This is a genomic window from Candidatus Limnocylindrales bacterium (assembly GCA_035626395.1).
Classification (GTDB): domain Bacteria; phylum Desulfobacterota; class Binatia; order UBA1149; family CAITLU01; genus DASPNH01.
The window spans coordinates 479,123-504,878 of the sequence record DASPNR010000031.1 but is presented as its reverse complement, the minus strand read 5'-3'; the positions used below and the strand labels follow the sequence as shown (position 1 = coordinate 504,878).

Here is a 25,756-nt window from a genome sequence, read left to right as displayed (position 1 = left end):
TCTCAGCCGCCGTGCGTCGTCCGGCTGCCTAGCGAGGCTTCGGTGCCCGACGGGCAGGTGTGCTCGAGGATGACGCGGGAGTAGGCGTCGGCGACCATGGAGTTGCCGCGCGGATTGAGGTGCACCCAGCTGACCAGCACGTCGCGGTCCTGATCGAGCGCGGCGATCACGTCGACGATGGGAACGCCGGCCTCGCGCGCCCATCGCTCGCCGGCCGAGACGACGCGCTCGTGGACCAGGAAGTTCATCTCCGTCCGCGACACGCGGCCTTCCCTCGCTAGCTTCTCGCGAACGCGCTCGAGCTCGGCAGCGTAGGTGACGCCCCTGATCTGCTCGCGCGGGATCAGCAGCGAACGGGCCTGCTGCTTCGCGTAGACGAACAGGATCCCGCGTCGCGCGCATTCCTCATGCAGCCGCGCCAGATTGGCGACGAATCGTTCGGGCGTGCCCTGCGCGGCCGCTTCGACCTGCGCCGCATCGAAACGCTGCTTGCGCAGTGAGAGGAGCTCGTCGACCAGGAACACGAGGACCAGCCGGTCGCGTGCCCAGTGCTCGAGCGCCTTGAGCGGCTTCTTCGGCTTGTCGCCCACCGGCGATGCCGCCTGGCCGGTCTCGGAACTGTCGTTGATGCCTTCGTAGAAGGTGACGACGTCGGGCCGCAGCGGAAGCCCTTCGGCGGTGAACAGCGAGACGATCTGATCCGAGGTCAGGTGCGGAATCCCGAGGTTGATGACCTCGAAGCGTTGCCCGTGCGTGCACCGCTCGTTGAGGATGCGCTCGAGGATTGCCGGGTACGTGCCGTCGTCCGGGTCGTGATAGCCGAACGTCGACGATGCCCCGAGCGTGACGACACGCAACGTTCCCGGGGCTTTGGGGACGGCCGGCTCGGCGCCGCGCAGACCGCGGCTGTTGATCGTGACCGGATAGACCTCGCCGGTGTCGGCATCGTAGGTGAAGCGCTTCTCGTTGGGAAAGTACTTGGTGTAGCTGCCGGCGACGAACTCGTGCTGGCGGACGTTGTGGTGCTCGTCGTCGATGCCGCGCAGGCGGCGCTGATACAGGCTGCGCACCAGCGGCGAATGCTCGGCGGGCTCTCGCACGTTCATGCGGTGAAAGCTGGTGCCGTACCAGAACAGGCTCGGCCCGAGCAGGATGGCGAAGTAGGCACGCAGCGCGAGCTCGATCGCCGCCACCGCCATCACGAAGGCCGCTGCGGCAAAGGACGCGCGCTTGATCGGCCTGATGCGCGACGCGCCGCACGAAGGGCAGACCGGGGCGCGGCCGGGAAACGCCTCGCCGCAGTACCGGCAGCGTCTCGGCGCACGCGCCGCGCCGGCGCGGCCGCTGCTCACGTTCCTGGTCTTCATCGATCCGATGACGTTGTCGCAGGAACGCGATGCAGGCAATCGCCGCAAACACCTCGTGCGCGCGACTGCCGCCGGGAGCGCCTGCGACGCGCATGACAGCGGCCGCGCGAGCGGCCTCAACGGCCGGCGCTCCGCCGATGGCGCAAGCACGGCGCCGCGCGCCGTCTCCTACTTTCGTTCGAGACGCCGGATGACGTCGTAGACGTCGCGACGATGCGCGCCGCGCGGCTTCAGCGCCGCCGCGATGTCCCTGGCCGGCATGCCTGCCTCGAGCAGCGCCGTCACCTCGCTCTCCAGCGCATCGCCCGACAGCTCCTGCTCACCTGCGGCGACGTGCACGGCGATGGTGAACTCGCCGCGCGGCGCGCCAGCGGCCATGCCCGCGGCGACCTCGCTGGCGCGGCCGCGCAGCACCTGCTCGTACATCTTGGTGAGCTCGCGTCCCACCGCCACCACCGGATCGTCCAGCGTCGCGGCCAGCTCTTCGAGAAACGCCTTCACGCGCCGCGGCGACTCGTAGAACACCACCGTGCGCCCCGCACCGCGCAGGCTCTCGAACAGGCGGCGGCGCGCCGACGCCTTGGCGGGCGGGAACCCTTCGTAGCTGAAACGGTCGGTGGGAAGGCCGCTGATCGAAAGGAGCGCCACGACCGCCGACGGTCCCGGCACGGCCACCACCTCGATGCCCGCGGCAGCAGCCGCGCTCACCAGGCGGTATCCGGGATCGGACACACCGGGCGTCCCGGCGTCCGACACCAGCGCCACGCTCTCGCCCTTCTGCATGCGCGCGACCAGGGCCGGAGCGAGCTTGCGCTCGGTCTCCTCCCGATAGCTGAGCATGCGCTGGCTCCTCGCCTCGGGGCCAACGGTGCTTGCCGGCGCCTGCATGCGCTCGAGAAGCCGCCCCGTCACGCGCGTGTCCTCGGCGGCGATGATGTCGACCTCCCGCAGCACTCCGGCCGCACGAGGGCTGAGGTCGGCCATGTTGCCGATGGGCGTGGCGACGACGTAGAGCTTTCCTGGCATGCGTCAGGCCAATCCATGCGAGGGCGGTGCCGGCGAGGCAAGCGAAGCTCGGCACGGTCGCGGCCGCCGGCAACGGGTGCCGGCCGGCGCCGTCACAGACCCAGGTCGCGCGAGTATCGGAAGTCGGGGTCGACGGTGCGCGCCGAGATCTTCGCGATGATCGGGAGCCGGCGCTTGAACTGCGAGCGCCGCACCATGCGCGCGATGCGCTCGATGAACTCGCGCTCGAAACCCATCGCTTCGAGCTCGCCGAAGCTGCAGCGCTCGTCGATCATCCAGTACAGCAGCCGATCCACTTCATGGTAGCTGAAGCCGAGCTCGTTCTCGTCGGTCTGTCCGCTCCAAAGATCGGCCGTCGGAGCCTTCTCGATGACGGCCGGCGGCAAGGCCAGATGGCGGGCCAGGCCCCATACCTGCGTCTTGTAGAGATCGCCGATGGGATTGAGCGCCGAGGCCATGTCGCCGTAAAGCGTGCCGTAGCCGAGCAGCAGCTCGGTCTTGTTGGACGTGCCCACCACCAGCGCCGAGCGGGCGGCCGAATGGTCGTAGAGGATCGTCATGCGCTCGCGCGCCATCTTGTTGCCGCGGCGCAGCCGGCTCGCGTCGGGGAAGCGCTCGAAATACGCGTCCACCTGCGCCGTGATCTCCACCGTCATGGTCTCGATGCCGAGCGAAGCGGCAACCGCCAGCGCGTCGGCCACGCTTTCTGGACTGGACGTCTGATACGGCATCATCACGCCGAGCACGTTCTCGCCGCCGAGTGCACGCGCGGCGATGGCCGCAGAAACGGCCGAATCGACGCCGCCGGAAAGCCCGAGCACGGCGCGGGACAGCCCCACCTTCCGCACTTCGCTTGCGAGGAAGCCGACGAGAATCTTTTCGACGACGGCGTAGTTGGTGGATGGAAACTTCGCGAGCTGTGCGAGCGGCTCTTCCGTCTTCGGTATGCCATCGCCTTCCGGCGTGGTTGCGGCGGGTGCGGTGACGGCGACGAAGCCGAGCTCCTTGGCGGGAGCTACGCCGGTCCCGGTCGCTTCGTCTCCCTCGTCTTCGTCGGCGACGTCCGTGTCGTTTGTGAGGTCGTCGTCGTCGAGCTCGGTATCGTCATCATCCAGCTCGTCATCATCCAGCTCGTCGTCATCCAGCTCGTCGTCATCGAACTCGTCGTCGTCCGGCTCGGCATCGCCCAACTCGTCATCATCCGGCGCGGCATCGGCCGGCGCGGCATTGCCGGCAGCGAGCCCGGCATCATCGTCCTCGACGTCGAAATCCTCGTCGTCCAACTCGCCCGCCTCATCCGCATCGCCGGTGCGCTCGATGTCCTCAGGCGCCTCGTCGTCCAGGTGGGCGTTCTCGTCGCCGGCGGCGTCGGCGAGGCCGGCGTCGCCGTAGCTGGATTCGTGATCCTGCTTGCTCGGCTGCGTACCGACGTGACGCTCCGCAGCCTGAAGGGTCTCTTCGGCCGAGTCGGCGCCGCCTGCGATCGCTTCGATGGCGGGCTCGGAAACGCGCGACCTCTTCTTCGCTGCGCCCGCCGCCGGCTTCCTGGCGGGTTTGGCCGCCGCCTTCTTCTGCGGCGCGCTCTTGCCGGCCTTCTTGCCGGCCGCCTTGGCCGGCTCCTTCGCCGTGTGCGCGCTCTTCTTCCTGGCCGGGGCGGCTTTCGGCTGCGCCTTCTTCGAGGCCGGTTTCGCACCGTGGGCGGACTTGGAGGTCGCCGGCTTCTTGGCCGCGGCCGACGCCTTCTTGCGAGCGCTCGTTGCGGATTTGTCTTTCTTTGCGGGCGGCACCGGGAGCTACTCCTGAGTCTGATCGCGAAGGACGGCGCGCCGCCTACTCGTCACGCTCTTTCTTGACGCGCACGGGCCGCGGACGCCGCTCATCCTGTCCAGGCCGCTGCCGCTCGCGCGGCGGCGTCTCTTCTCCCACGCGCGGGCGCCCGCGCCACTTCGGCTGATCGTCGCCTTCGCGCCCGCCGCCGATGTTGCGGTCGTCGCGGCCGCCGCCGAACCCGCGATCGTCGCGTCCGCGTGGTGCACCGAAGCGTCCGCGCGGAGGGCCGGCATCGTCGCGGCGATTGAAGCCGCCGTCGCCGCCGCGGCGATCATCGCGATCGCCGAAACGCTTGTTGCCGCCGAAGCGGCCGCCGCCTCCGCCGAACTTGTTGCCGAACGGCTTCTTGCCGAAGCGGTCGCCGCGCCCGCCGCCGAAGCCACGGTTGTCGTCGAAGCGCCGATTGCCGCGATTGTCGTCGTCCTCGACGCGGTTGCCGCGGTTGTCGTCGTCATCCCGGTCGAACTGCCGCTGCTCGCCACCGCGATCGAACGGCCGCCGGTCGCGGCCGCGCTGGCGGTCGTCGCGCCCTCGAAACGGCTGGCGGTCCCCGCGCTGCTCGCCGCCGCGCTGCTCTCCGCCACGCTGCTCACCGCCACGCCGGTCCCTCTGCTCGCGCTCGACCGCGCGACCACGAATCCGCGACAGCTCGTTGATGGTCAGATCGAGGTCCTCGTCGCGCACGATGGGGCTGACGATGCGCCGTCGTCGCACCGCGTCCTCGGCCAGGACGGCGCTGGCATAATCGGCATCGTAATAGGCGGCTTTGACGATGGTCTCGCCCGCCGGCGAGATGATCTCGGAGCCGCCCCAGAACGCCACGCCGTCTTCGACGCCGACGCGGTTGGAGTAGACGACCCACAGTCCGTAGGTGCGCGCGATGACGCGATTGTACGATTCCCACGCTCGCGCGTTGGTGTCGGCTTCGCCTTCGCCGGTCACGCCGCGTGCGGGGCTGGCCGACGGCGTCAGGATCATCGTCGCGCCGTCACAGGCCACGATCGTAGGCGCCGACGGATGCAGCATCTCCTCGCAGATCAGCATCGCCACACGTCCGTGCGCCGAATCGAACGCCTCCAGTCGCCGGCCGCGCGCGAAGTAGCGCTGCTCGTCGAACATGCCGTAGGTGGGCAGATAGGCTTTGCGATGGACGGAGAGGAGCTTGCCTCCCTGGAAGTAGCCGACCGAGTTGTAGAAGAGATGGTCGGGCGCCTCCTCGACGAAACCGGCCACCAGCGAGACGCCGGCAGACAGGCTCGCGAGCTCGGCGAGTGTGGAATCGCCCAGCTTGACGGCAACGTCGGGAACCGAATCCCGAAGACGGTAGCCGGTCAGGCTGAGCTCCGGAAAGACGATCAGCTGCGTGCCCTCATCGACGGCCCGCTGCGCCGCCTGACGATGCAGCTCCAGGTTCGCGGCAACGTCGCCGAGCGTCGGAGAGATCTGCGCGACCGCTACGCGCGGTCCGCGCGCCGGTCGCCGGATCGAATCTTCGGAGTCCTTCTTCTCGTTTTCCACCGGCGGAGGGTACGCGGGGCATTGACCGTTTGCCAGCGCGCCGAGTCGCGGTTGAGTGATGCGCGGGATCGGCCGGGAGTGCGCGCATGCCGCGGCGAAGATCGCTCGAGCACACCCGTTCCCTCCTCGCTCGATGAAGGCCGGGCCTCGTTCACCGGCATCATGCCCACCGGGTCGAGCGTGCAGACATGAATCCTGGGAGGACAGTGCGGATCGCTCAACGCGTGCGCCGCACCTTCTCGACCATGCGCAGGACGGAGGCGTCGGTTTCCAGCGCAGCAACGTCCTCCAGCCGCACCCAGCTCAGGTCGTGCGACTCTTCGCTGACCACCAGCGGCTCGGCCATGTCGGCCTGCAGCAGGAAGCGTACGTCGTGATGGTCATGCGCCGGCTCGTCGCCGCGCGCGGGAATGCGGTGCACGTCGCAGTCGAAGAGGCCCGCATCGAGCACTTGCAGGCTCCGCAGACCCGACTCCTCGGTTGCCTCGCGGCATGCGGAACGCAGGACGTCGGGATCGCCATCGGTGTGGCCGCCGAGCTGCAGCCAGCGCCCGAGCTTGCGGTGATGCGTCAGCAGCGCATGCGTGCGCTCGCGGTCGACGATCCACGCCGAAGCCGTGACGTGTCCGATCAGGAGCGAGCGCTCGAAGCAGTCGGCGTGCGCCTCGACGAAAGCGGCGATGCGGTCGCGCGCCTCGCGGTCGTCGCCGCCGGATGGAACGTATCGCGCCAGCAGCGCGAGCAGCGGCCGCCGATGCATGCGCGCTCTCAGCTCCAGGCGAAGACCGGCTGCTCGAAGTGGGCCACGCGCGTATTGCGTCCCCACACCGCGACCTCGCGCAGCTGATACAGCACGGCCGCCGTCGGCGCGTGGATGTTGGTGCCCATGAGCGGAATGGAGATGACCGGCCGGATGCTTTCGGGAATTCGCCGCACCTGCGGAACGTCCGGATGCTCGAGCTCGGCCAGCGGTACGCGATACACCTCGGCCACTTCGCACGGATTGGGCCGCAACGCCGCGCTGCGCGGTGCCCAGATGACCACCGGCGTGATCACGTAGCCAGAGCGCGTCGGGTAGTCGTCGAGCAGACCGAGCACGCGATCGGTCCCGAGCTCGAGCCCGACTTCTTCGGCCAGCTCGCGCACCGCAGCCTGCTCGGCGCTCTCGCCGGCATCGAGCCGTCCGCCCGGAAGCGCCCATTGCCGGCTGTGCGTGCGAAGCCGCGCGGCGCGGCGGGTGAGCACGAAGCACGGACGCATCAGGTCATCGGCGAGCAGCGTGACGGCGACGGCGGCCGGCTTGAGGCCGCAGCGGCGATAGGCGCGTCGTTCGAACGTCTCGAGGTGCGTGCGGACGCGCTGGCGCAGATCACAATCGAAATGGAACTCGTCGCCCGCCACGTCGCCGAGGATAGCCCCGGACGACGCGATGTCGAGCGGGAACCTGTCAGCATCGGCTAAGGCGACGCTTGCGCCGGCTCGGCGGCCTGCGGCGCAGGTACGCGCACCGTCGGTGCAGGCGTCGGTGGTGCCGGCGCGGCAGGCACCTCGCCGTCGGCCGCGCGATCGACGCTGCCCGGCGCCGCATCGGCATCGGATGCATCGGCGCCCGCCGCTTGCGGGACGCCCGGACTGGAGGCCTGCGCGGGCGCTTCCTCCTTCTTGGGCGTCAGCTCCGTCACCGCCACCACGATCGCTTCATGAAGATCGGCGATCACTTCCCTGGCCATCGTGTGTCCAAGGTCGGGATAGCTGCGCAGCTGAACATCGAAACCGTTGCTGCGCAGCGCTTCGATCGACCACTTGGCGGACTGGATCGGCACGACGGGGTCCTTCTCGCCGTGCAATGCCAGAACGCGCGGCAACGGTCGCAGTTTCGGCCGTTGTGCCGGCCACATCGGCATCGGAAGGAAACCTGCGACAGGAACCGCCGCAGCTACCAGATCGGGCCGCGCCGCGGCCAGCGCGAACGTCACGATGCCGCCCTGGGAGAAGCCGGTGACGACGGCGCGCGGCGGCCCGCCGTATTTCGCGTGCACGGCAGAAATGAGGGCGGCGACCTCTTCGGCGGCCTTTGCCACGGCCGCCGTCATCGGCTCGTCACCCGAATGCATCTCGAACCAGGCGCCGCCGCCGTCGGTGCCGTAGGGAGTCGGCGCGCGCGGGACGATCAGCCGAGCCTTGGCGGCCAGATCATCGAGAAGGAGCTGAAAGGCTTCGGGTCTGTCGCCGAGGCCGTGAATGGCCACCACGATGGGGACGGGATCGGTAACGGCGGCGCCACCGGTCATCAGCTCGACGTGCTCGAGCTCCGCCCGCGCGTGGAGCGCGCCCACGAGGAGCAGCGCCGCGATCAGCAAGAGGCGCGCAGCTCTCACGTCACACAGCCTCGCCGCCGATGACGCCGGCCGACCGCAGCGCGTCGATCTCGCCGGCACTGAAGCCGCCTTCGCGAAGCACCGCGGCGGTGTCGGCACCGGGGCGCGGCGCGATCTGCGGCCGCTCGCACGCGCTGCGCGCGAAGCGTGGCGCCGGCGCCGGCTGCCGGACGCCGCCGACATCGAGGATGGTGCCGCGCTCGCGCAGATGCGGATGGGTGGCGGCTTCGCCGATGGACAGGACCGGAGCGAAGCAGGCGTCGGTGCCTTCGAGCAGCTCGCACCACTGCGCGCGCGTGCGGGTCCGAAAGACCGCCGCAAGCCGCGCACGAGCCTGCTTCCATCCGTCGCGATCGTGCTGCGCCGGAAGGTCGGCGCCGTCGATGCCGAGGCGCGCGAGCAGCTCGTCGTAGAAGCGCGGCTCGATCGCACCGATGGCGACATAGCGACCGTCCGACGTCTCGTAAGTTCCGTAGAAGTGCGCGCCGCCGTCGAGAAAGTTGGTCGCTCGTTCGTCGCGCCAGAAGCCGATCTGCTCCATGACGTAGAAGATCGACATCAGCGAGGCGGCGCCGTCGATCATGGCCGCGTCGATCACGTCGCCCTTGCCCGAGCGCTGTCGCTCGATCAGCGCCGACAGCACGCCGACCACCAGATACAGCGCGCCGCCGCCGAAATCGCCGACGAGGTTGAGCGGCGGCGAAGGCGGTGCGCCTTCGCCGCCGACGGCGTGCAGGGCGCCGGTCAGCGCGATGTAATTGATGTCGTGGCCTGCGGCCGCCGACAGCGGCCCCTGCTGTCCCCATCCCGTCATGCGGCCGTAGACCAGGCGCGGATTGCGCTGCAGACAGGCGTCCGGCCCGATGCCGAGCCGCTCGGCGACGCCGGGGCGGAAGCCTTCGAGCAGCACATCGGCATTCCCGGCAAGCCGCAGCAGCACCTCCGCTCCCTGCGTGGTCTTCAAATCGAGAGCCAGCGAGCGGCGGCCTCGGCCGAGAACATCCATGCGCGGGTCGCTCCACGTCGACGCCGGATCCGGACGCGTACGGTCGATGCGAACGACGTCGGCGCCGAGATCCGAAAGGATCATCCCGGCGAAGGGGACCGGACCGATTGCGGCGACTTCGAGCACGCGCACACCGGCCAGAGGTCCACTGCGCTGCATGGGCGCTGCATAAGCGCCGGATGCACGAAGGTCAACACGCCGCTCAGAACAGGCGGCCTACGAGCGCCGCCAGCGCCTGCTCCACGCGCAACGGCCGCGGGCCCAGGCTGACGAGCTCGGCGCCGGCTGCAGAGAGCAGCTCCAGCTCGAACTCGACGAACCCGCCCTCGGGGCCGATCACCAGCGTAACCGCCGAGCTCACGGCGCGCGGACACTCGGCTGCGGCTGCGGGGTGCGCGACGAGACAGCGCGAGCCGGCGGCAACGGCGGCAAGCTCGTCTTCGACGAACGGACGGAACAGCCGCTTGTGTGTCACGACCGGAAGGATCGTATCGCGGGCCTGCTCGAGCCCGCACAGCAGCTCGCGGCGAATCTGCTCGGCCTGCAGCACCGGCGTCTGCCAGTACGACTTCTCCACGCGCCACGCGCCGAACAGGACGATGTTCTTGATGCCGAAGGCCGCGGCCGCCTGCAGCATGCGCCGCAACACCTTCGGACGCGGCAGCGCCATCACCAGCGTGCACGGCAGCGGCGGCGGCGGGTTCTCCTCCAGACGCACGTCGAGCTCGACGCTCGAAGCGTCCATGGCCACGACCGTGCCGGTTCCGATCATGCCGCCGACCACGCCCACGCGCAGCACCCTGCCGGGCTCGCCGCGGTGCACTTCGGCGATGTGATCGCGCCGCCGGCCGCGCAGCACGGCGCGGCTGCGGCACAGCTCGTCGCGCTCGAGCAGGACCAGGTTCACGTGCTTCCCCCGCGCGGCGCCGGCGGCCGTTGTCCCGGCGCCGACGAGGGCAGCGCCTCGTGCGGCACGAAATCATCATCAAAGCTCCACGGGCCGCGGCGCGTGGGCGACTGCAGCGCGCCGGCCAGAAGCTGCAGGAAGCGCTCTCGTGCGACTTCGTCGGCGCCCATGTTCAGCAGATGCTCGTTGCGGATCTGGCAGTCGATGAGCGAGAAGCCCCAGCGCTGGAGCTGACGGGTCAGCCACACGAGCGCGATCTTGGAGGCATCCGTCATGATGGAGAACATCGACTCGCCGAAGAAGACGCTGCCGAGCGAGACGCCGTACAGCCCGCCCACCAGCTCGCCACTGCTCCACACCTCCACGCTGTGCGCGACGCCGAGGCGGTGCAGCCTCTCGTAGGCCTCGAGCATCTCCGGTGTGATCCAGGTGCCGTCCTGGCGGCGTCGCTCGACCGTCGCGCACGCTCGCATCACGGCGCCGAAGTCGCGGTCGAGCGTGACCTCGTAGTTGCGCAGGCGAAGCCGCTTGCGCAGCGAGCGGCTGACGCGCAGATGCTCGGGGAGCAGGATCCCGCGCGGATCGGGCGAGAACCACAGCAGCGGCGTTTCCTCGGTGTACCAGGGGAAGATCCCCATCGCGTACGCCAGCAGCAGCCGTCCGGGCGAGAGATCTCCTCCGACGGCGAGCAGGCCGCTCGGATCGGCCTCTTCGGGTGGAGGGAAGATGAGCGCGTTGTCGAGTCGGTAGACGGGCACGTGGGTCTTGGCCGGCGGCGTGCGGCGCAGCAATTTGTGCTCGCGAGTCTGAGCCCGTAGAGAAACGCTCGCAAACGGGCGGCCGCATCGGCCGCCGCGAATTTTTCTCGCGAGCGATGAGCCCCAACGAGCCCTCGAGCAGCGGCGACGACGCCGCCAAGGCGCGCCATCACTACCACGACCTGCGCGTGCGCCGCATCGTGCGCGAGACCGCGGACGCCAGCTCGATCGTCTTCGAGATCCCGCCTAAGCTGCGTGACCTGTTCGCGTACCAGGCCGGACAGTTCCTGACGCTGCAGCTGCCCTACCAGGGACGGACGCTCTACCGCTGCTACTCGCTGGCCAGCTGCCCGGTGACCGAGACCGAGCACAAGGTGACGGTGAAGCGCGTGGCGGACGGCCGCATCTCCAACTGGATCAATGACAACCTCAAGGAGGGCGACGTCGTCAAGGTGCTGCCGCCGGGCGGCATGTTCGTGCTCGGACCGCGCGACGTCGATCTGGTGCTGCTGGCCGGCGGCAGCGGCATCACGCCGGTCATCTCGATCATCAAGACCGCGCTCGCGACGACGCGTCGCTCGCTGCGCCTCATCTACGCCAACCGCGACGAAGACTGCATCATCTTCCGCGGCGAGCTCGACGACCTGGCGGCGCGCAACCCCGACCGCCTGCAGGTGATCCACCGCCTGGACGTGCGCGACGGCTTCATCGACGACGCCGCGGTGCGCCGCTACATCGCCGATCGCATCGGCGCCGAGTTCTACATCTGCGGCCCCGGGCCGTTCATGGACACCGTGGAGAAGACCCTGGTGGCGGCGGGCGTCGCGCCCGAGTTCATCCACATCGAACGCTTCTCCTCTCTCGAAGACGAAGGCGAGGTCGCCGGCGAAGGCATCGCCGAGCGGCCCGTGCAGGTTTTTCTCGACGGCGCCAGGACCACGGTGGGCGTGCGCGAAGGCGAGACCGTGCTCCATGCCTGCAAGCGCCAGGGAATGGAGCCGCCGTTTTCGTGCGAGAGCGGCTTTTGCGGCTGCTGCATGGCGCGGCTGAAGAAAGGCAGCGTGCACATGCTGCACAACGACTTCCTGAGCGCCGGCGAGATCGGCGAGGGCTGGATCCTCACCTGCCAGTCCGTGCCCGACACCGACGACTGCGAAGTCGAATATCCGGACTGAGCCGAGCTGCCTGCGCCTTCCACGTCCGTACGACAGCGGCGGCCGCCGAAAGCGCCGCGACGCGAAACCGGTCCGTCAGACCGTAGGCCTCTGATCCTCGTCCACGATGCTCGTGGGAGCGCCGGCCGTTGCCATCCTTTGTCCGCGCAGCAGCGAGCCCAGGCGCCGGAAGGCGGTCACGACGCCGCGCCAGAGCCTGGGCAGGAACCAGGCCGCGAACGCGCACATCGCGACGAACAGCACCAGGAACGCGATCGGATACGTGGTGGCCAGATACAGGCCGCCGAAGACCGCGGCATTCTCGGCGATGGAGACGATGCCGTTGCTGAAGGGCTCGGGCGAGGTGTTCACGAGCACGCGCGTGCCGGCCTTGGCTGCGTGCGTGGTGGCCGAGACCGCGCCGCCGAGCAGTGCGGCCGCCATCGAGACGGCCGGATCGACGTTGCCGACCGCCTCGGCCGCCAGCAGCGCGCCGGCAGGAATGCGCACGAACGTGTGAATTCCGTCCCAGGCGGTGTCGACGCCTGGAACCTTGTCGGCAACGAACTCGACGACGTACATCAGGGCGGCCGCGAAGATCACGAGCGGATGGGCGACGATCTCGAGGCCTGCCGGCAGGTCCATGCTGCCGGAGGCGCCAAGCACGCCGAGGACCAGGATGGCGGCGTAGAGGTTGAGCCCTGCCGCCCAGGCCACGCCCATCGTCAGTGCGATGGTTCGAGTGACTTCGGCCAGATGCTCCATGCCGGCTAGACGCGCGCGATCAGATTCCCATGCGCGCCAGCTGGTCGGCCACGGCGCCCATGGCGCTGGCCAGCGTGGGATGGGTCCGCTCGAATCGCTCGACCATGTCGTTCAGGCGGTCGGCAAGACCTTCTTCGTGCTCGCTGCGCGCCAGCACCGCTTCGATGTCGCGCCGGAGCTCGGCAAGCAGGCGCTGGGATTCGGGATCGTCGAGCTCCTGCAGGCCGTGAAGCTCACGGTGCAGCTCCTGGAGACGCTCATTGAGCTCTGGATGGGACACGCCATTCTCCCTGCCGGCGCTCGTTGCCGGCAGGGCCACACTAGCACAGCCGGTGGCCTTGGCGAGGCACGCCGCGCGCATCACCTCGAGGTGATCGGCTTGTGGCCGGGCTGGCCGCGCACGCGGTCGAGCCACGCGCGCACCGCCGGATAGGGCGCCAGATCGAAGCCGCCCTCGCCGGCCACGTGCGTGTAGGCGTAGAGCGCGATGTCGGCAACGCCGTAACGCTCGCCCACCAGCCATGCATGCCCCGCCAGATGGCGCTCCATCACGCCGAGCGCCGCTTCGCCGGCGATCTTCTTGGCCGGCAGCAGCGCGCGGCGCAGATCCTCAGGTGCCGTGTGTCGCAACAGGAAGCGCGAGGTGGCGATGTTGGGCTCGTGGCTGTACTGCTCGAAGAACATCCACTGCAGCACCTGCGCGCGCTGCCACCGGTCCTGCGGCAGCATGGGAGTGCCTTCGGCCAGATAGCAGAGGATCGCGTTGGACTCCGCCAGGCGCCGGCCGTCCTCCAGCTCCAGCAGCGGAATGCGGCCGTTGGCATTCTTTTCGAGAAACTCGGGCGTGCGCGTCTGTCCCGACAATATGTCGACCTCGACCAGCTCGTAGGGAATCGCCAGCTGCGTCAGCAGAAGACGTACCTTGTAGCCGTTGCCGGAATCGAGGAAGTCGTAGAGGCGCAGCACGCCCGGCTCCTGCTCACCAGTCGGCGGGAACGCAGAGCTTGGACGTTTTCAGTCGTCCGACGGTGCGAGTGCCGAACTGATCGGAGACCTCGAAATCGGGCACTCCGTCGAACGGGCACTTGACCGAGTAGCACAGGAAGCCGTTGGCGAGATCCTGTCCGGCCACCGGAATGGTAGGCTCCTCGCTGTCCACCACGGTCTTGGCCACCGGGAAGCAGATCTCCTTGCTCTTGACCGCGAGGCGGCAGCCCTCCTGCAGCACGATTCCCGGGTTGTTGAACGACGGTTCGAGGTTGACGGTGGCGCCGAAGCTGATCGTGTCGCGCATCTTGAAGCACTCGAGGTGGTCGTAAAGGGTCGGCGGCGGACCGGCCAGCGCGGCGCCGGCCATCATCATCGTGGCCGCCACGGCGGCAATCGTCATTCGCATTGGAAATGTCTCCCCCTGAACAAGATTTCAGCGTTGCGTGCGGGACGCAGCGCCGCGGCGACGATAATGTTCCGTCACGCTCGTGGCAATGGCCTCGAGGTCGAAACGCGCGGCGACGTCAGCGCGGGAACCACGGCACCAGCGCGGAGACGCGCTTCATGTGGTCTTCGTAGCCCGGACGCCGGCGCATGCGCTGGTCGAGCAGCGGCACGCTGACGAACACGAACATCACGGTGATGGCGACGGCGCCGGCGATGGCCCACCACCAGGGAGCGCCCGCGCCGATCCCGAGCAGCGCCAGTCCCCACCAGAAGAGGTTCTCGCCGAAGTAGTTCGGATGCCGCGAATACCTCCACAGCCCGTGCGAAAGGATCGCCGAGCCGTCGCCGGCGCCGCCCGCGCGGAACCTGCGCAGCTGCTCATCCGCCATCGTCTCGATGACGATGGCGCCGGCCGCCATCGCCGTGCCGAGCCCGTCGATCCAGCCGAGCGGCAGCGGGTAGGTCATGGCCGCGTACGCCGGCAGCAGTCCGGCGAACACGATCAGCGTGGGGAACAGATGAATGGCGAGCAGACTGACGGCCGGATAGCCTCGCCCGCTGCGAGCGCGCATGTCGACGTAGCGCCAGTCTTCGTGGCCGAGGCCCTGCCAGCCGCGGTACCAGTTGTAGGTCAGCCGCACGCCCCAGAACATCAGCAGGATGATCACGATGTCCTGACGCGCGCCGTTGGCGTGCGCGGCTGTGGAGCTGAAGCCCCAGTACAGCGCCATCGGGAGCGGCGCCACGCTCCAGTACGGGTCGTAGAAGCTCGAGTTGTCGAAGGCCATGCTGAACGCGAAGATCGCCAGCGTGGCCGCGAGGTCGGCGCCCAGCGCCACCAGCAGCGGATGCGCGGGGAAGAGGGCGCGCCCGACGATGATGGCGACGATCAGCGCCGCGACGTAGGCGAGCAGGACCAGGCGTGTCGCACGCTTCATCTGCGGCGCTTCCTATTGCGGCCGCGGCCGGGTCGCAACATGCGCGCGTGCGTCAGCGGATCACGAGCCGCTCGACGACGTCGGGCACCTCGTTGGGCTTCCACAGGCACGAGCGGAAGTACTCGAACTTCGCCCATGGCCCCGACAGGTTCGCATGGAAGGCCGAGCCGACGTCGGCGCTCGGTCCGCTGCTGTGCGCAAAGTAGGCTTCCTCGGGCTTGGACAAGTCGCACAGAAAGCGGCTGCTGGCGCCGACCAGCAGCCGCAGCCCGCCCCTCTCGTCCAGGCACCGCGCCGGGCTGAGCGTGTACTCCTCGCCCGGAAACGGCTCATCCAGCGCGAGCAGTCGACGCCCGTACAGCGGCAGCTCGCTGAGCAGCACGCCCAGGCGCGCGCGCTGGATCCGCCCCCACAACCATTTCTGCGGATCGTTGCCGCACACGGCGCGCACCTTGGCGACCGCGTGCTGCAGTGCGCGCACCGCCAGATCGGAGAGCGTGACGCCGGCAGCGCGCTCGATCTCCTCGATCAGCGGGTCGTGCGAGTCGCTGAGCAGATCGTGCATGCGCGGCAGCACGCGGCGGCCTGCCAGATAGCGCCGGGCGACCGCGGCGCCGAGCAGCGGCGTGAAGCAAAGGCGGGCCATCTCCTTGCGCGCGTAGAAGAAGACGGCCATGCCGCGGGTCTCGAGGTCGCACACGCCGTTCCAGGTGTCGAGAATGTCCAGCGCCTGCGCCGCGTCGCCGTCAATGGGGTTGCCGGCGTGCTTGCACAGGCGGATGAAGCCGGCGCGCGGCGCCAGCAGATGATCGGCCTCGACGTCGCGCTGCATGTCGGCGAATCCGTCGATCGTGTGCTGGGAGCGGTGGGCCAGCAGGTCTTCGATGCGCGCCTGACGGTAGCGCGGCTCGAAGTGCACCTTGGTGGCAATACGTTTGTAATCGGCCGGATTGACGATCGAGTTGGCCGAGGCCACGACGCCGGCGGCCGGTGCCAGCATCTTGGGCATCTCCGGAAACGAGAGGTAGCCATCCCACGCGCCGGCCGGATCGTCGGCATCGCGGACGAACAGGCCATCGCCGCGGCGCCGCGGCAGCCGGCCGTACAGCTCCCACCCGATGAAGCCGTCGCGGTGCGCGTAGACGTGGTTGAAGTCGAAGGGCCCCTCGTGGATGCGCGCGAGCGCGGCGCGATGCTCGGCCACGGTCTGCGATGCGAGCAGCGCGAGGTGGCCCTCGAAGTACATGCCGGCGTCCGACGGCACCTGCCGGATGGCGAGGTCGGCGCCGTCGTGGTGCTTCCAGCCGGGAAGGATGATGCCGTGCTCGCAGCTCTCCCATTCGATGCTGCGGCCGCTGCGGCCGAAGCGCACCGACAGGGGCTCGCTGTGGCGCTGGATGACTCCCGGTCCGTTGATCGTCGCGTAGCGGGTCGGATCGGCAACCTCGCGCCGGATCCGGTAGAAGTCCCACGAGTCGCGGTAGCCGGTGGTCACGCTCCAGGCGAAGTGGCCGTTGTGCCCGAAGCCGAGCACGGGGCAGCCGGGAAACATCCCGCCCTGCGCGCGAAAGCGCGGCCCCTCGATGTGGACGTGATGCCAGTAGGTCGGAAGCGGCAGCACCGGCACGTGCGGATCGTTGGCCAGCAGCGGCGCGTGCGTGCGCGAGCGTGCCGAGGCCACGGCCCAGCTGTTGCTGCCCGCCATCGGCGGATGCAGCGGCGTCTCCGGCGGCATCGCGCCGCGAGCGCTGTACGTAGTCGGCACCGCTTCCCACGGCGCGTCTGGATAGATCTTGCGCGCCACGACGTCGCCGACCGCCGAGCGCACCGCATCGAACGTCAGCTCCGAATCGAAGTTGACCATGCTGACCAGCAGCGCGCTGGTGCGTGCGGCCAGGAGACAATCGCTCGCCTCCCACTCGCGCACCGCCGCCAGCGCCAGGTATTCGGAGGGATAGACGCCGTCCATTGCGCGCACCGCGGCGTTGACGCCGGAAGCGAACGCGGTCAGGCATTCGCGTGCCCGTTCGTCCATGCCGCCGAAGTCCTCCCGGCTGCGCTCGACCAACGAAAGCGGCCGGACGAACGCGTCCAGGTCCGAGAGGCGCTTGCCGCCGAACCATTCGTCCTTGCGCGGCGCCGGCAGGTCCGCGGCAAGCTCGCAGACGCGGCCGGCGCCGATGTGGCGGATGATGTCGAGCTGCACGAAGCGGTCCGCCGCCTGCAGATAGCCGAGCGCGGCGAACAGGTCGGCGTCGTGCTCGGCATAGATGTGGGGAATGCCGCGGCCGTCGCGGACGATCTCGAGGCGCGCGCGCGTCGGCGGAAGGTTGGCCGCTTCCAGCGCCGGGTACGTGCGCGTCTCGTTGCGCCGCGCCAGCGACGCGAGCAGGCGGCGCAGCATTCGAGCCGTGCGCTTGGCCGGAAGAGCGGCGGGCGGCGAGCCTACCGTAGCCATGACCTCTCCTCTGGCATCCGCATCGCGTCGTGCGCATGGTGCGCCCCCGGAGCCGGAGGGACGGCGTGAGAATTTTCGCTCGGGCCGTTTTCCTGGCCCTGCTCGCAAGCTGCATCGGCTGCGGCACCGTCCGAACGGCTGCGGTGCCCGCTGCCGGCGCCGAAAGCGCCGCGGCCGGCGCTGCGCCCAGCGAAGAGGAGCGCGAGCTCTATGAGCTGTTCCTTGCCTATCGTGCCGACCATCGTCTTCCTGCCGTCCCGCTGTCGCGCTCGCTGACCACGGTCGCACGCATGCACGCAGCGGACCTTCAACGCAATGGCTTCGACGCCAAGTGCAACATCCATAGCTGGTCGTCGCACGGTCCATGGACCGCCTGCTGCTACCGTCCCGATCATAGCGACCCCGGCTGCATGTGGAACAAGCCTCGTGAACTTACGCCATACAAAGGATCGGGCTTCGAGATCGGCTACTGGACCTCGGCGACGGCGCGCCCGCGCACCATCATGAAAGTGTGGAAGAGCAGCGCCACGCACAGCGACGTGATGCTCAACCGCAAGCGCTGGCGCGGCGAGGACTGGAAGGCCGTCGGCATCGGCGTGCACGGCGGCTATGCGGTGCTGTGGCTCGGGCTGGAAGAGGACCCGGCCGGATACTGGAGCCGCGGGAGATGAGAGCCTTCGTCACCGGCGCCACCGGCCTGCTGGGCAACAACCTGGTTCGAGCGCTCCTCGCCGCCGGCCACCCGGTCACGGGCCTGGCCCGTGATGCCGCCAAGGCGCAGGCTCTGCTCGCCGATACCGGCGCGACCATTGCGACCGGCGACATGCGCGACGTGGCCGGCTTTGCCGCAGCGCTGGCCGGCTGCGACGTCGTCTTTCATACCGCCGCCTACTTCCGCGAAGCGTTCGGCCGCGGCGAGCACGAAGCTGCGCTCGAGAGGATCAACCATGAAGGAACGCTGGCGCTCCTGGAGGCCGCCGACCGCGCCGGCGCGCGAGCGTTCGTCCACGTCAGCTCAGGCGGCATCATCGGCAAGAAAGCGGACGGATCGCCGGGCGACGAGGACACGCCGCCTCTGCCCATCCAGATCGCCAACGCCTATTTCCGCAGCAAGCTGCGCACGGACGCCGCGCTCGCGCAGTGGCACGGCACCTCCGGCATTCGCATCGTGGAAGTGCTGCCCGGCTGGATCTGGGGACCCTACGACGCCGCGCCGACGGCGGCTGGGCAGCTGATCGACGAGTTCACGGCCGGTCGCGTCCCCGCCGTCATCGACGGCGGCACGATGATCGTGGACGCGCGCGACGTGGCCGCCGCAATGATCGAGGCCGGCCGCCGTGCGCCCGACCGTGCGCGATACATCGTGGGAGGAACCTTCCAGACGATGCAGGAGATCCTGGCTGCCCTGCAGCGCGCGACGGGCATCGGCGCGCCGCGCATCCGCATCCCGCATCTTGCGCTGCTGGCCTATGCGGCGGCCGCCGAGGCATGGGGACGCTGGACCGGCTCGGACGTGCTGATCACGCGCACGGCGGTGCGGACCATGCACGAGAAGATCATGCTCGACTCCTCGCGAGCCATACGCGAGCTCGGCATCGTCTTCCGTCCTTTCGACGAGACCATCGGCGACAGCTGCAGGTGGCGCCGCCAGTGGCTCGACCGTCGCAGCGCAGCCTGAGGCACCGACCGGCGCGGCGGCACACGACGCCCCCGGCTGCCGCAGCGGTTGAAAAACCCGAACGTCCGTCCCAGATACCCGGCCATGCCGTACAAAGCTCCCGAAGGCATCGCCGATTTCCTGCGCCACCACTACCGTCACTTCAACGCCGCCGCACTGGTCGATGCGGCGCAGGGCTACTGCGATTTCCTCGAAGGCGGCAATCACATGCTGCTGACGATGGCGGGAGCGATGAGCACGGCCGAGCTCGGCATCTCGGTGGCCGAGATGATCCGGCGCGGCAAGATCCACGCGATCAGCTGCACGGGCGCCAACCTCGAAGAGGACCTGTTCAACCTGGTCGCGCACGATCATTACGTGCGCGTGCCGCACTACCGCGACCTTTCGCCGCTGGACGAGCAGGAGCTCCTGGACCGCCACCTCAACCGTGTCACCGACACCTGCATTCCCGAGGAAGAGGCGATCCGCCGGCTGGAGGACGCGGTGCTCGACGAATGGATGGGCGCGGACAGGCGCGGCGAGCGGCTGTTCCCGCACGAGTTCTTCTACCGCCTCATCGACAGCGGCGTGCTTCAGAAGCACTACCAGATCGATCCCGCCGACAGCTGGCTGGTGGCGGCGTGCCAGAAGAAGCTGCCCATCTTCGTGCCGGGCTGGGAGGACTCCACGCTCGGCAACATCTACGCCTCGCACTGCATCCGGGGCACGGTCAAGAACGTGCACACGGTGCGAAGCGGCATCGAGTACATGATGTCGCTGGCCGACTGGTACCAGAAGCTGACGCCCGACCGGCTGATCGGCTTCTTCCAGATCGGCGGCGGCATCGCCGGCGATTTTCCGATCTGCGTGGTTCCGATGATGCGCCAGGACCTGCAGCTCGAGCACATCAAGCTGTGGGGCTACTTCTGCCAGATCAGTGACTCGACGACGAGCTACGGCTCCTACTCCGGCGCCGTTCCCAATGAAAAGATCACCTGGGAGAAGCTGGCGATTGACACGCCGCGTTTCATCGTCGAGTCGGACGCGACGATCGTGGCGCCGCTCGTCTTCGCCTACGTCCTTGACGCGTCGAACTGAGAACGTCTTCAGGCGCCGAAGCTGCGCGAGATGAGAAAACATCTCGACTTCGCCGGCCGGCTGAAGCAGTCTTCGCGAGTTCGGAGCGGCCCTCGGCCCGCGCGCGTCTTTGCGGCACAAGTCGCGAGCGGGCGCATGGAAATGAGACTCCACTCATCATTATTGAGCACTCGCTAGATGGCGATCGGTGCACACGCCCCCCTCCTGGCATCCATTCTTCCCGAGCGGGTCGAAGTGGCGCTTCGACGCCGGCTGCAGCTCGAGGAGCTGATCAGCCGTCTGTCGGCGCGCTTCATCCATCTGCCGATCAGCGAGTTCGAGGCCTGGCTGGATTGGGCGCTGGCGACCGTCGGCGAATTCACCGGCGTCGACCGCGCGTCCATCATGGTGGCTGCGCCCGGTGGCGACCATCTGACGCTGCTGCGCGGTTGGAGCGGCGACGGCGCCGTGCCCGCCGGTGACGATCTTTCCCGCATCGAGATGGATCAGGCGCCGTGGTGGGAGGGGGCGCTGCGACAAGGCCAGATCGTGGCCATATCCAACGTGGCCGACCTTTCCGATGAGCTCGCCAGCGGCAGGGCCATGCTGCAGGCGCGCGGTCACCGCGCCATCATCATGGTGCCGATCCAGGCACGCATCAGCACCTTGGGGTTCCTTTCGCTGGCCTGCGTTCGCGAGCAGCGGGAGTGGGATGCGGAGACGGCTTCGATGCTGCGCATGGTCGCCGAGCTTCTCGCCCATGCGCTGAACCGGAAGCAGATCGAGGAGGACCTGCGCGCCAGCGAGGAGCGCTTCCGTGCGCTGATCGAGCATTCCCAGGATCCGGTCAGCCTCTTCGACGCCAAGGGACGTCTGCTCTATACGACGCCCGCCGGCATCGCGATGTTCGGCGCCGGCGACGAGTCCCAGATCGGCAACAGCATCTGGAAGTGGGTCCACCCCGACGACCGCGACAAGGTTGGCAAGCTGATGCTCGAGCTGGCCGCTCGTCCCGGCGTTCCCATGCGGAGCCGCATTCGGCGTTTGTCGGGCGAGCGCTACCTGTGGCTGGACATCACGGCCACCAACTGGCTCGACAACTCGGCCATCCAGGCCTACGTGGTCAACATCCGCGACATCACCGCGCAGGTGGACGCCGAGGAGAAGATTCGGCGTCTCAACGAAGAGCTCGAGCGCCGCGTCAAGGAGCGGACCGCCGACCTGGAATCAGCCGTTCAGGAGATGAAGGGCTTCAACTATTCCGTGTCGCACGATCTGCGTGGACCGCTGCGGGTGATCGCCGGCTACAGCCGTCTCGTCAGCGAGCGGCTCGGCGACTCGGTGGAGCAGGACGTTCATGACGATCTCCTGCGCATCGAGAGCAGCGCCCAGCACATGAGCCGCGTCATGGACGCGCTCCTGTCGCTGTCGCGGCTTTCGCGCGAGCCGCTGCGGCGCCAGAGCGTCGATCTTTCCGAGCTCGCGCACTCCGTGGCCGCCGCACTGCGCGCCGAGGATCCGTCGCGTACGGTCGACGTTCGCATCGAGGAAGGATGCAGCGTCGTCGGGGACCGGCGCCTGCTCGGCATCCTTCTCGAGAACCTGCTCGGCAACGCGTGGAAGTACACCGGCGGCGTGGCCGCACCCGTCATCGAGGTGGGACGCGTGAAGCAGGCGGACGCAGGCGGCGCCTTCTTCGTGCGCGACAACGGGGTCGGGTTCGAAATGACGTACGCGCACAAGCTGTTCCGCCCCTTCTCGCGCCTGCACAGCGCGGCACAGTTCGAAGGAGTGGGCATCGGGCTGGCGATCGTCCATCGCATCGTGCAGCGCCACGGCGGCCGCGTGTGGGCAGAGGCGACACCGCAGCAGGGCGGCGCCGCATTCTTTTTCACGATTCCGGAATGACACGGGCGGCGGCCGCCGCATTTCGACGCAGACGCGGCTCAGGCCGCCGTGCGGTGATCGAGGTCGACATCCAGGCCGGCGCCGGTTCCGGCGCGGTACGCCTCGGCGTCCGCCAGCGCCGCCAGCTCGGCTACGGCGGCGGCAATGTCGTCGCCGATCGCGCCGACGTCGTCGACGAGGTCGGGACAGGTCACGACGCCGATGTCGAGAGCATCGCGATAGCTGAAGACGGTAATGTTGAGCGCCGCGCCCTCCAGAATCGGGCCGAGCGGATACAGCGCCTCCACGCGCGCTCCTGCCACGTACAGCGGGACGGGCGGGCCCGGCACGTTCGAGATCACGACGTTGTGAACCGGCGCGTGCAGGTCGGCGAGCCGGAACGCCGAGTACAGACGCATCGCCTGCGCGAACAGCAGCGGCGGCGCCAGCTCCATCCACTGCCCGAGCATGTCCTTCCCGAGCGATCCCATCATGCGCTTGGCCGCGCTGGCGTCGGCGTGCACGCAGCGCAGCTGCTCGACAGGATCGGCTATGTGGACCGGGAGGCCGACGAAGATGGCGCTGACGCGGTTGTAGCTCGCAGCGTGCTCGCCCGGCCGACGCGCCGACACCGGCACCGAGGCCACCAGCGCGCGATCGGGCAAGCATCCGCGCCGCTCCAGCTGGCGCCGCAGCGCCCGCGTGCATGCCGCCAGCACCGCATCGTTGATGGTGGTGCCGAACGCATTCTTGATCTTCTTGACGTCCTCGAGAGACGCGCGCGCGAAGCCGGCGGAGCGCCGCGGCGTCAACGCATGGCTGAAGGGGGTCGAGGGCGCGGCCAGAGGAAGCGTCACCGATTCGTCATCCTTGGATGATGTCACCGCCTGCAGCCCCCAGCGGATCGTCCGCAGCATCGCCGTGCCCATGCGTACCGGATCGACGAGCCGCGCGCGCAGGGACGTCAGGGCCAGGTCGATCAGCGACGGCTCGGGCTCGGCGTTGGTGCAGTCCTGGACGATCGCTTTCTCCACCGGCACCACGGGCTCGAAGTCGCAGAGCTGCGCCAGCATCTGCGCGCCCGAGACGCCGTCGATGATTGCGTGATGGACCTTGACGAGCATCGCCAGACGCCCGCCCTCCAGCCCTTCGAGCAGGCAGCACTCCCACAGCGGCAGATCGCGAGCGAGCGGCACGCTCGCGAAATCGCCGACGAACTGTTCGAGCTGACGCCGTCGGCCCGGTGACGGCAGCGCGGCGCGAAAGACGTGTCGATCCACGTCCACCGGCGCCTCGATCCAGGCCGGATGGTCGAGCCCGAGCGGGAAGTGGGCCAGGCGGCGGCGAAAGGCCGGCATCGCCACGAGCCGGCGCGCAAGCTCGGCGCGCATCGCTTCCAGATCGGAGGTGCCCTTGGTTTCGGAGGGGTCGAGAATGGTGACGGCCACGGCGTGCATGTGCTGCGCCGGGGTCTCCATGTAGAAGAACGAAGCGTCGATACCGGTCAGTCGCTCCATGGCGATCTCCTTGACGGTCGGCCCGGGAGTGTGGCCGCCGCGAGCGAGTCCATACCGGAACTTTGACGATTTTTGAAACGCGTTCTATCAAATTCGTCGAGAATTACGGCTGATCCGGCGGAGGCTCCAGGATGTCGAGCGCCGAGGCGATCGCCGCATGGGGGCCGTACAGCACCACCAGATCGCCCGCCTGCAGCGTGACCTCCGGCCCCGGGTTCGGGATCGGCTCCTCGTTGCGGACGATGGTCAGCACCACCGCCCCTGTCTTTTCGCGCACATCCAGCTCGAACAGCGTCTTGCCGACGGCCGGGCTGTCGGCGGTGACCTCGGTGTGCTCGATGACGCCGCCGCGGATGAGCTTCTCGATCTCCGCCATGAAGTGGGACGAGCCCAGCGTGCCTCGCAGCGCCCGGTAGTTGCCCAGCCGGATGATGCTCTCCTGGACGCGCGCGACGTGCCGTGACACGCCCAGCCGCATCAGCATCCGCACGAACAGCTCGATGGAGGCCTCGAACTCCGCCGGCACCACGTCGGTGGCGCCGATCTGCTCGAGCTCCGGGATCTCCTCCACCCGCGAGGCGCGCACCAGGATCGGCGCTCGGGGATTGAGCTGGCGAGCAAGGCCCACGCTGCGCCTGGTGGCGACCGGCTCGCCCACCGAAACGACGACTACCCGCGCGCTCTTGACCCCGGCCTCCTCGAGCACGGCGCGCCGGGTGGCGTCGCCGAACATGACCGGCAGCCCTTCACGCTCGGCCTGCCGCACCAGCCGCGAATCGAAGTCGACGACGATGAACGGGATCGACGTGTCGCGCAGAACGTTGGCAACCGCGCGGCCGGTGGAGCCGCAGCCGACCACGATCACGTGATGGCGGAGCCTGGCCTCGCGCGTCGCTCCGCGGTCCAGGTCGAGCGAGAGCAGGCGGCGCGTGGCCGCCATCAGCACCGGCGTCAGCGCCATGCTGAGAACCGCGGTCGCGAGGAATGCCTGCTCGGTCGTGCGCGGCAGCAGCTCGAGGCGCACCGCTTCGCGCGCGAGGACGAAGGAGAACTCGCCGATCTGCATCAGTGCCACGCCCGCCGCCATGCCCAGCCGCCACGACCGCCATGCCACGGCCACCACGGCTGCACATACCAGGCCCTTGGCGGCCACTGCGGCTGCCATACCCGCAAGCGATGCAGGGTCGGCCAGAGCCTGCGCCGGCACGCAAAGCATGCCGATGCTGGTGAAGAAGACGGCGATGAAGGCGTCGCGCAGCGGCAGCAGCTCGGCCACCACGCGCTGCGCATGCACCGTTCCCGACAGCGCCAGCCCCGCCAGGAAACCGCCCAGCGGCAGCGACAGGCCGAAGCCCTGCGCCGCCGTGGCGGTGCCGAGAGCGATCAGCAGCGCCAGCGGCGCGTGCAGCTCGGCGATGCCCAGGCGCGCGGCGTACTCGAGCACACGCGGAAGGATGACGCGCGCGAGCACCACGATCGCCGACACGGCGGCGATCGCACGCGTGACCGCCATCGCCGCCGACATCGCCGCGCCCTCGGCCGGCCCCGCCAGCACCGGCAGGAACAGCATCATCGGAATGAGAGCGAAGTCCTGGAAGATCAGGATGCCGGTGGCCGCGCGGCCATGGGGCGTGGACAGCTCGCGCGCATCCGCGAACATCTTGAAGACCAGCGCCGTGCTCGAGAGCGAGACGAGGAAACCGACGACGGTGGAGGACGCCGTGCTGGAGCCGAGCATCGCGAAGATGCCGGCGCCCGCCGCGATGCTGCCCAGCACCTGCGCCGCACCGCCGCCGAGCGTCCGCAGCATGCCGTCGCGCAGCCGTTCCAGGGACACCTCGGTCCCCACTCCGAACAGCAGCAGCGCCACTCCCAGCTCCGAGAGGTACTCGAGCCATTCGGAGTGATCGACCAGCCCTATGCCGCCCGGCCCCGCCAGCACGCCACCGATCAGATAGGCGGCAATGGGCGGAACGCGCAGAGCACGCCCCAGCACCAGCGTCGCGCAGGCGACGGCGAGCAGCACGACCACCTCGATGAGCAGCATGAGCCTGCGATGGTGACGGCGGGCGGCGG

General features: G+C 68.9%; 23 protein-coding genes. 5 read left to right on the top strand and 18 right to left on the bottom strand.

The genetic code is table 11. The annotated features are described in order from the left end of the window. Positions 1-2: 2 nt before the first annotated feature. The 10 genes from VEC57_13720 to aat all read right to left on the bottom strand — a co-directional run bounded on the left by VEC57_13720 (position 3) and on the right by aat (position 10,790). Entirely contained in the window at positions 3-1,367 is a 1,365-nt protein-coding gene (locus VEC57_13720; protein HYC00188.1) for an SGNH/GDSL hydrolase family protein, read from the bottom strand. A 168-nt stretch (positions 1,368-1,535) separates the two neighbouring features. Further along, positions 1,536-2,393 carry a 16S rRNA (cytidine(1402)-2'-O)-methyltransferase gene (gene rsmI / locus VEC57_13715; GenBank protein HYC00187.1) on the bottom strand — a complete coding sequence of 286 codons (858 nt, stop codon included), beginning with the start codon at positions 2,391-2,393 and terminating at the stop codon, positions 1,536-1,538. Positions 2,394-2,485: 92 nt separating this feature from the next. Next, positions 2,486-4,180, bottom strand: coding sequence for an NAD+ synthase (locus VEC57_13710; GenBank protein ID HYC00186.1), 1,695 nt, complete (start codon positions 4,178-4,180; stop codon positions 2,486-2,488). A 43-nt stretch (positions 4,181-4,223) separates the two neighbouring features. Continuing rightward, positions 4,224-5,741, bottom strand: a complete 1,518-nt coding sequence (locus tag VEC57_13705) for a nitrilase-related carbon-nitrogen hydrolase (GenBank protein HYC00185.1) — start codon at positions 5,739-5,741, stop codon at positions 4,224-4,226. A gap of 217 nt (positions 5,742-5,958) precedes the next feature. After that, positions 5,959-6,501, bottom strand: a complete 543-nt coding sequence (locus VEC57_13700; GenBank protein HYC00184.1) for an NUDIX hydrolase — start codon at positions 6,499-6,501, stop codon at positions 5,959-5,961. A gap of 8 nt (positions 6,502-6,509) precedes the next feature. Further along, positions 6,510-7,142: a CoA pyrophosphatase gene (locus VEC57_13695; protein HYC00183.1), complete on the bottom strand. Its 633-nt coding sequence runs from the start codon at positions 7,140-7,142 to the stop codon at positions 6,510-6,512. Positions 7,143-7,198: 56 nt separating this feature from the next. Continuing rightward, positions 7,199-8,119 carry an alpha/beta fold hydrolase gene (locus VEC57_13690; GenBank protein HYC00182.1) on the bottom strand — a complete coding sequence of 307 codons (921 nt, stop codon included), beginning with the start codon at positions 8,117-8,119 and terminating at the stop codon, positions 7,199-7,201. Between the two features lies 1 nt (position 8,120). Continuing rightward, complete coding sequence (locus VEC57_13685; protein ID HYC00181.1) at positions 8,121-9,284, bottom strand: CaiB/BaiF CoA-transferase family protein; 1,164 nt, start codon at positions 9,282-9,284, stop codon at positions 8,121-8,123. A gap of 43 nt (positions 9,285-9,327) precedes the next feature. After that, positions 9,328-10,032 carry a 16S rRNA (uracil(1498)-N(3))-methyltransferase gene (locus VEC57_13680; GenBank protein HYC00180.1) on the bottom strand — a complete coding sequence of 235 codons (705 nt, stop codon included), beginning with the start codon at positions 10,030-10,032 and terminating at the stop codon, positions 9,328-9,330. After that, positions 10,029-10,790 (bottom strand): leucyl/phenylalanyl-tRNA--protein transferase, encoded by a 762-nt coding sequence (gene aat / locus VEC57_13675; protein ID HYC00179.1) that lies wholly within the window; start codon positions 10,788-10,790, stop codon positions 10,029-10,031. Before aat ends, VEC57_13680 begins: the two co-directional genes overlap by 4 nt. A 116-nt stretch (positions 10,791-10,906) precedes the next feature. On the opposite strand from aat, the gene VEC57_13670 reads away from it, so the two are divergent. After that, a complete protein-coding gene (locus VEC57_13670) occupies positions 10,907-11,965 on the top strand; it encodes a ferredoxin--NADP reductase (protein HYC00178.1) in 1,059 nt (352 codons plus the stop codon). Between the two features lie 75 nt (positions 11,966-12,040). On the opposite strand, the gene VEC57_13665 is transcribed toward VEC57_13670, so the two are convergent. From VEC57_13665 to VEC57_13640, 6 genes are all read right to left on the bottom strand, one after another. Then, complete coding sequence (locus VEC57_13665) at positions 12,041-12,709, bottom strand: DUF4126 domain-containing protein (GenBank protein HYC00177.1); 669 nt, start codon at positions 12,707-12,709, stop codon at positions 12,041-12,043. Positions 12,710-12,728: 19 nt separating this feature from the next. Further along, positions 12,729-12,989: a DUF4404 family protein gene (locus VEC57_13660; GenBank protein HYC00176.1), complete on the bottom strand. Its 261-nt coding sequence runs from the start codon at positions 12,987-12,989 to the stop codon at positions 12,729-12,731. A gap of 80 nt (positions 12,990-13,069) precedes the next feature. Then, positions 13,070-13,675 (bottom strand): glutathione S-transferase family protein, encoded by a 606-nt coding sequence (locus VEC57_13655; GenBank protein ID HYC00175.1) that lies wholly within the window; start codon positions 13,673-13,675, stop codon positions 13,070-13,072. Between the two features lie 13 nt (positions 13,676-13,688). Next, positions 13,689-14,105, bottom strand: a complete 417-nt coding sequence (locus VEC57_13650) for a hypothetical protein (protein ID HYC00174.1) — start codon at positions 14,103-14,105, stop codon at positions 13,689-13,691. Between the two features lie 118 nt (positions 14,106-14,223). After that, a complete protein-coding gene (locus VEC57_13645) occupies positions 14,224-15,084 on the bottom strand; it encodes a DUF1295 domain-containing protein (GenBank protein ID HYC00173.1) in 861 nt (286 codons plus the stop codon). Positions 15,085-15,136: 52 nt separating this feature from the next. Further along, positions 15,137-17,542: a penicillin acylase family protein gene (locus VEC57_13640; GenBank protein HYC00172.1), complete on the bottom strand. Its 2,406-nt coding sequence runs from the start codon at positions 17,540-17,542 to the stop codon at positions 15,137-15,139. Positions 17,543-17,607: 65 nt separating this feature from the next. Between VEC57_13640 and VEC57_13635 the strand changes: the two genes are divergently transcribed. From VEC57_13635 to VEC57_13620, 4 genes are all read left to right on the top strand, one after another. Next, positions 17,608-18,213, top strand: a complete 606-nt coding sequence (locus VEC57_13635) for a CAP domain-containing protein (GenBank protein ID HYC00171.1) — start codon at positions 17,608-17,610, stop codon at positions 18,211-18,213. Further along, positions 18,210-19,220: an NAD-dependent epimerase/dehydratase family protein gene (locus VEC57_13630; protein ID HYC00170.1), complete on the top strand. Its 1,011-nt coding sequence runs from the start codon at positions 18,210-18,212 to the stop codon at positions 19,218-19,220. Before VEC57_13635 ends, VEC57_13630 begins: the two co-directional genes overlap by 4 nt. A gap of 84 nt (positions 19,221-19,304) precedes the next feature. Then, entirely contained in the window at positions 19,305-20,297 is a 993-nt protein-coding gene (locus VEC57_13625) for a deoxyhypusine synthase family protein (protein HYC00169.1), read from the top strand. A gap of 177 nt (positions 20,298-20,474) precedes the next feature. Further along, positions 20,475-22,184, top strand: coding sequence for an ATP-binding protein (locus VEC57_13620; protein HYC00168.1), 1,710 nt, complete (start codon positions 20,475-20,477; stop codon positions 22,182-22,184). 38 nt (positions 22,185-22,222) lie between these two features. Here VEC57_13620 and VEC57_13615 read toward each other — a convergent pair whose 3' ends face one another. Together VEC57_13615 and VEC57_13610 are read right to left on the bottom strand one after the other, a co-directional pair. Then, positions 22,223-23,680, bottom strand: a complete 1,458-nt coding sequence (locus VEC57_13615) for a wax ester/triacylglycerol synthase family O-acyltransferase (protein ID HYC00167.1) — start codon at positions 23,678-23,680, stop codon at positions 22,223-22,225. A gap of 103 nt (positions 23,681-23,783) precedes the next feature. Further along, a complete protein-coding gene (locus VEC57_13610; GenBank protein ID HYC00166.1) occupies positions 23,784-25,727 on the bottom strand; it encodes a cation:proton antiporter in 1,944 nt (647 codons plus the stop codon). Positions 25,728-25,756: the final 29 nt, after the last annotated feature.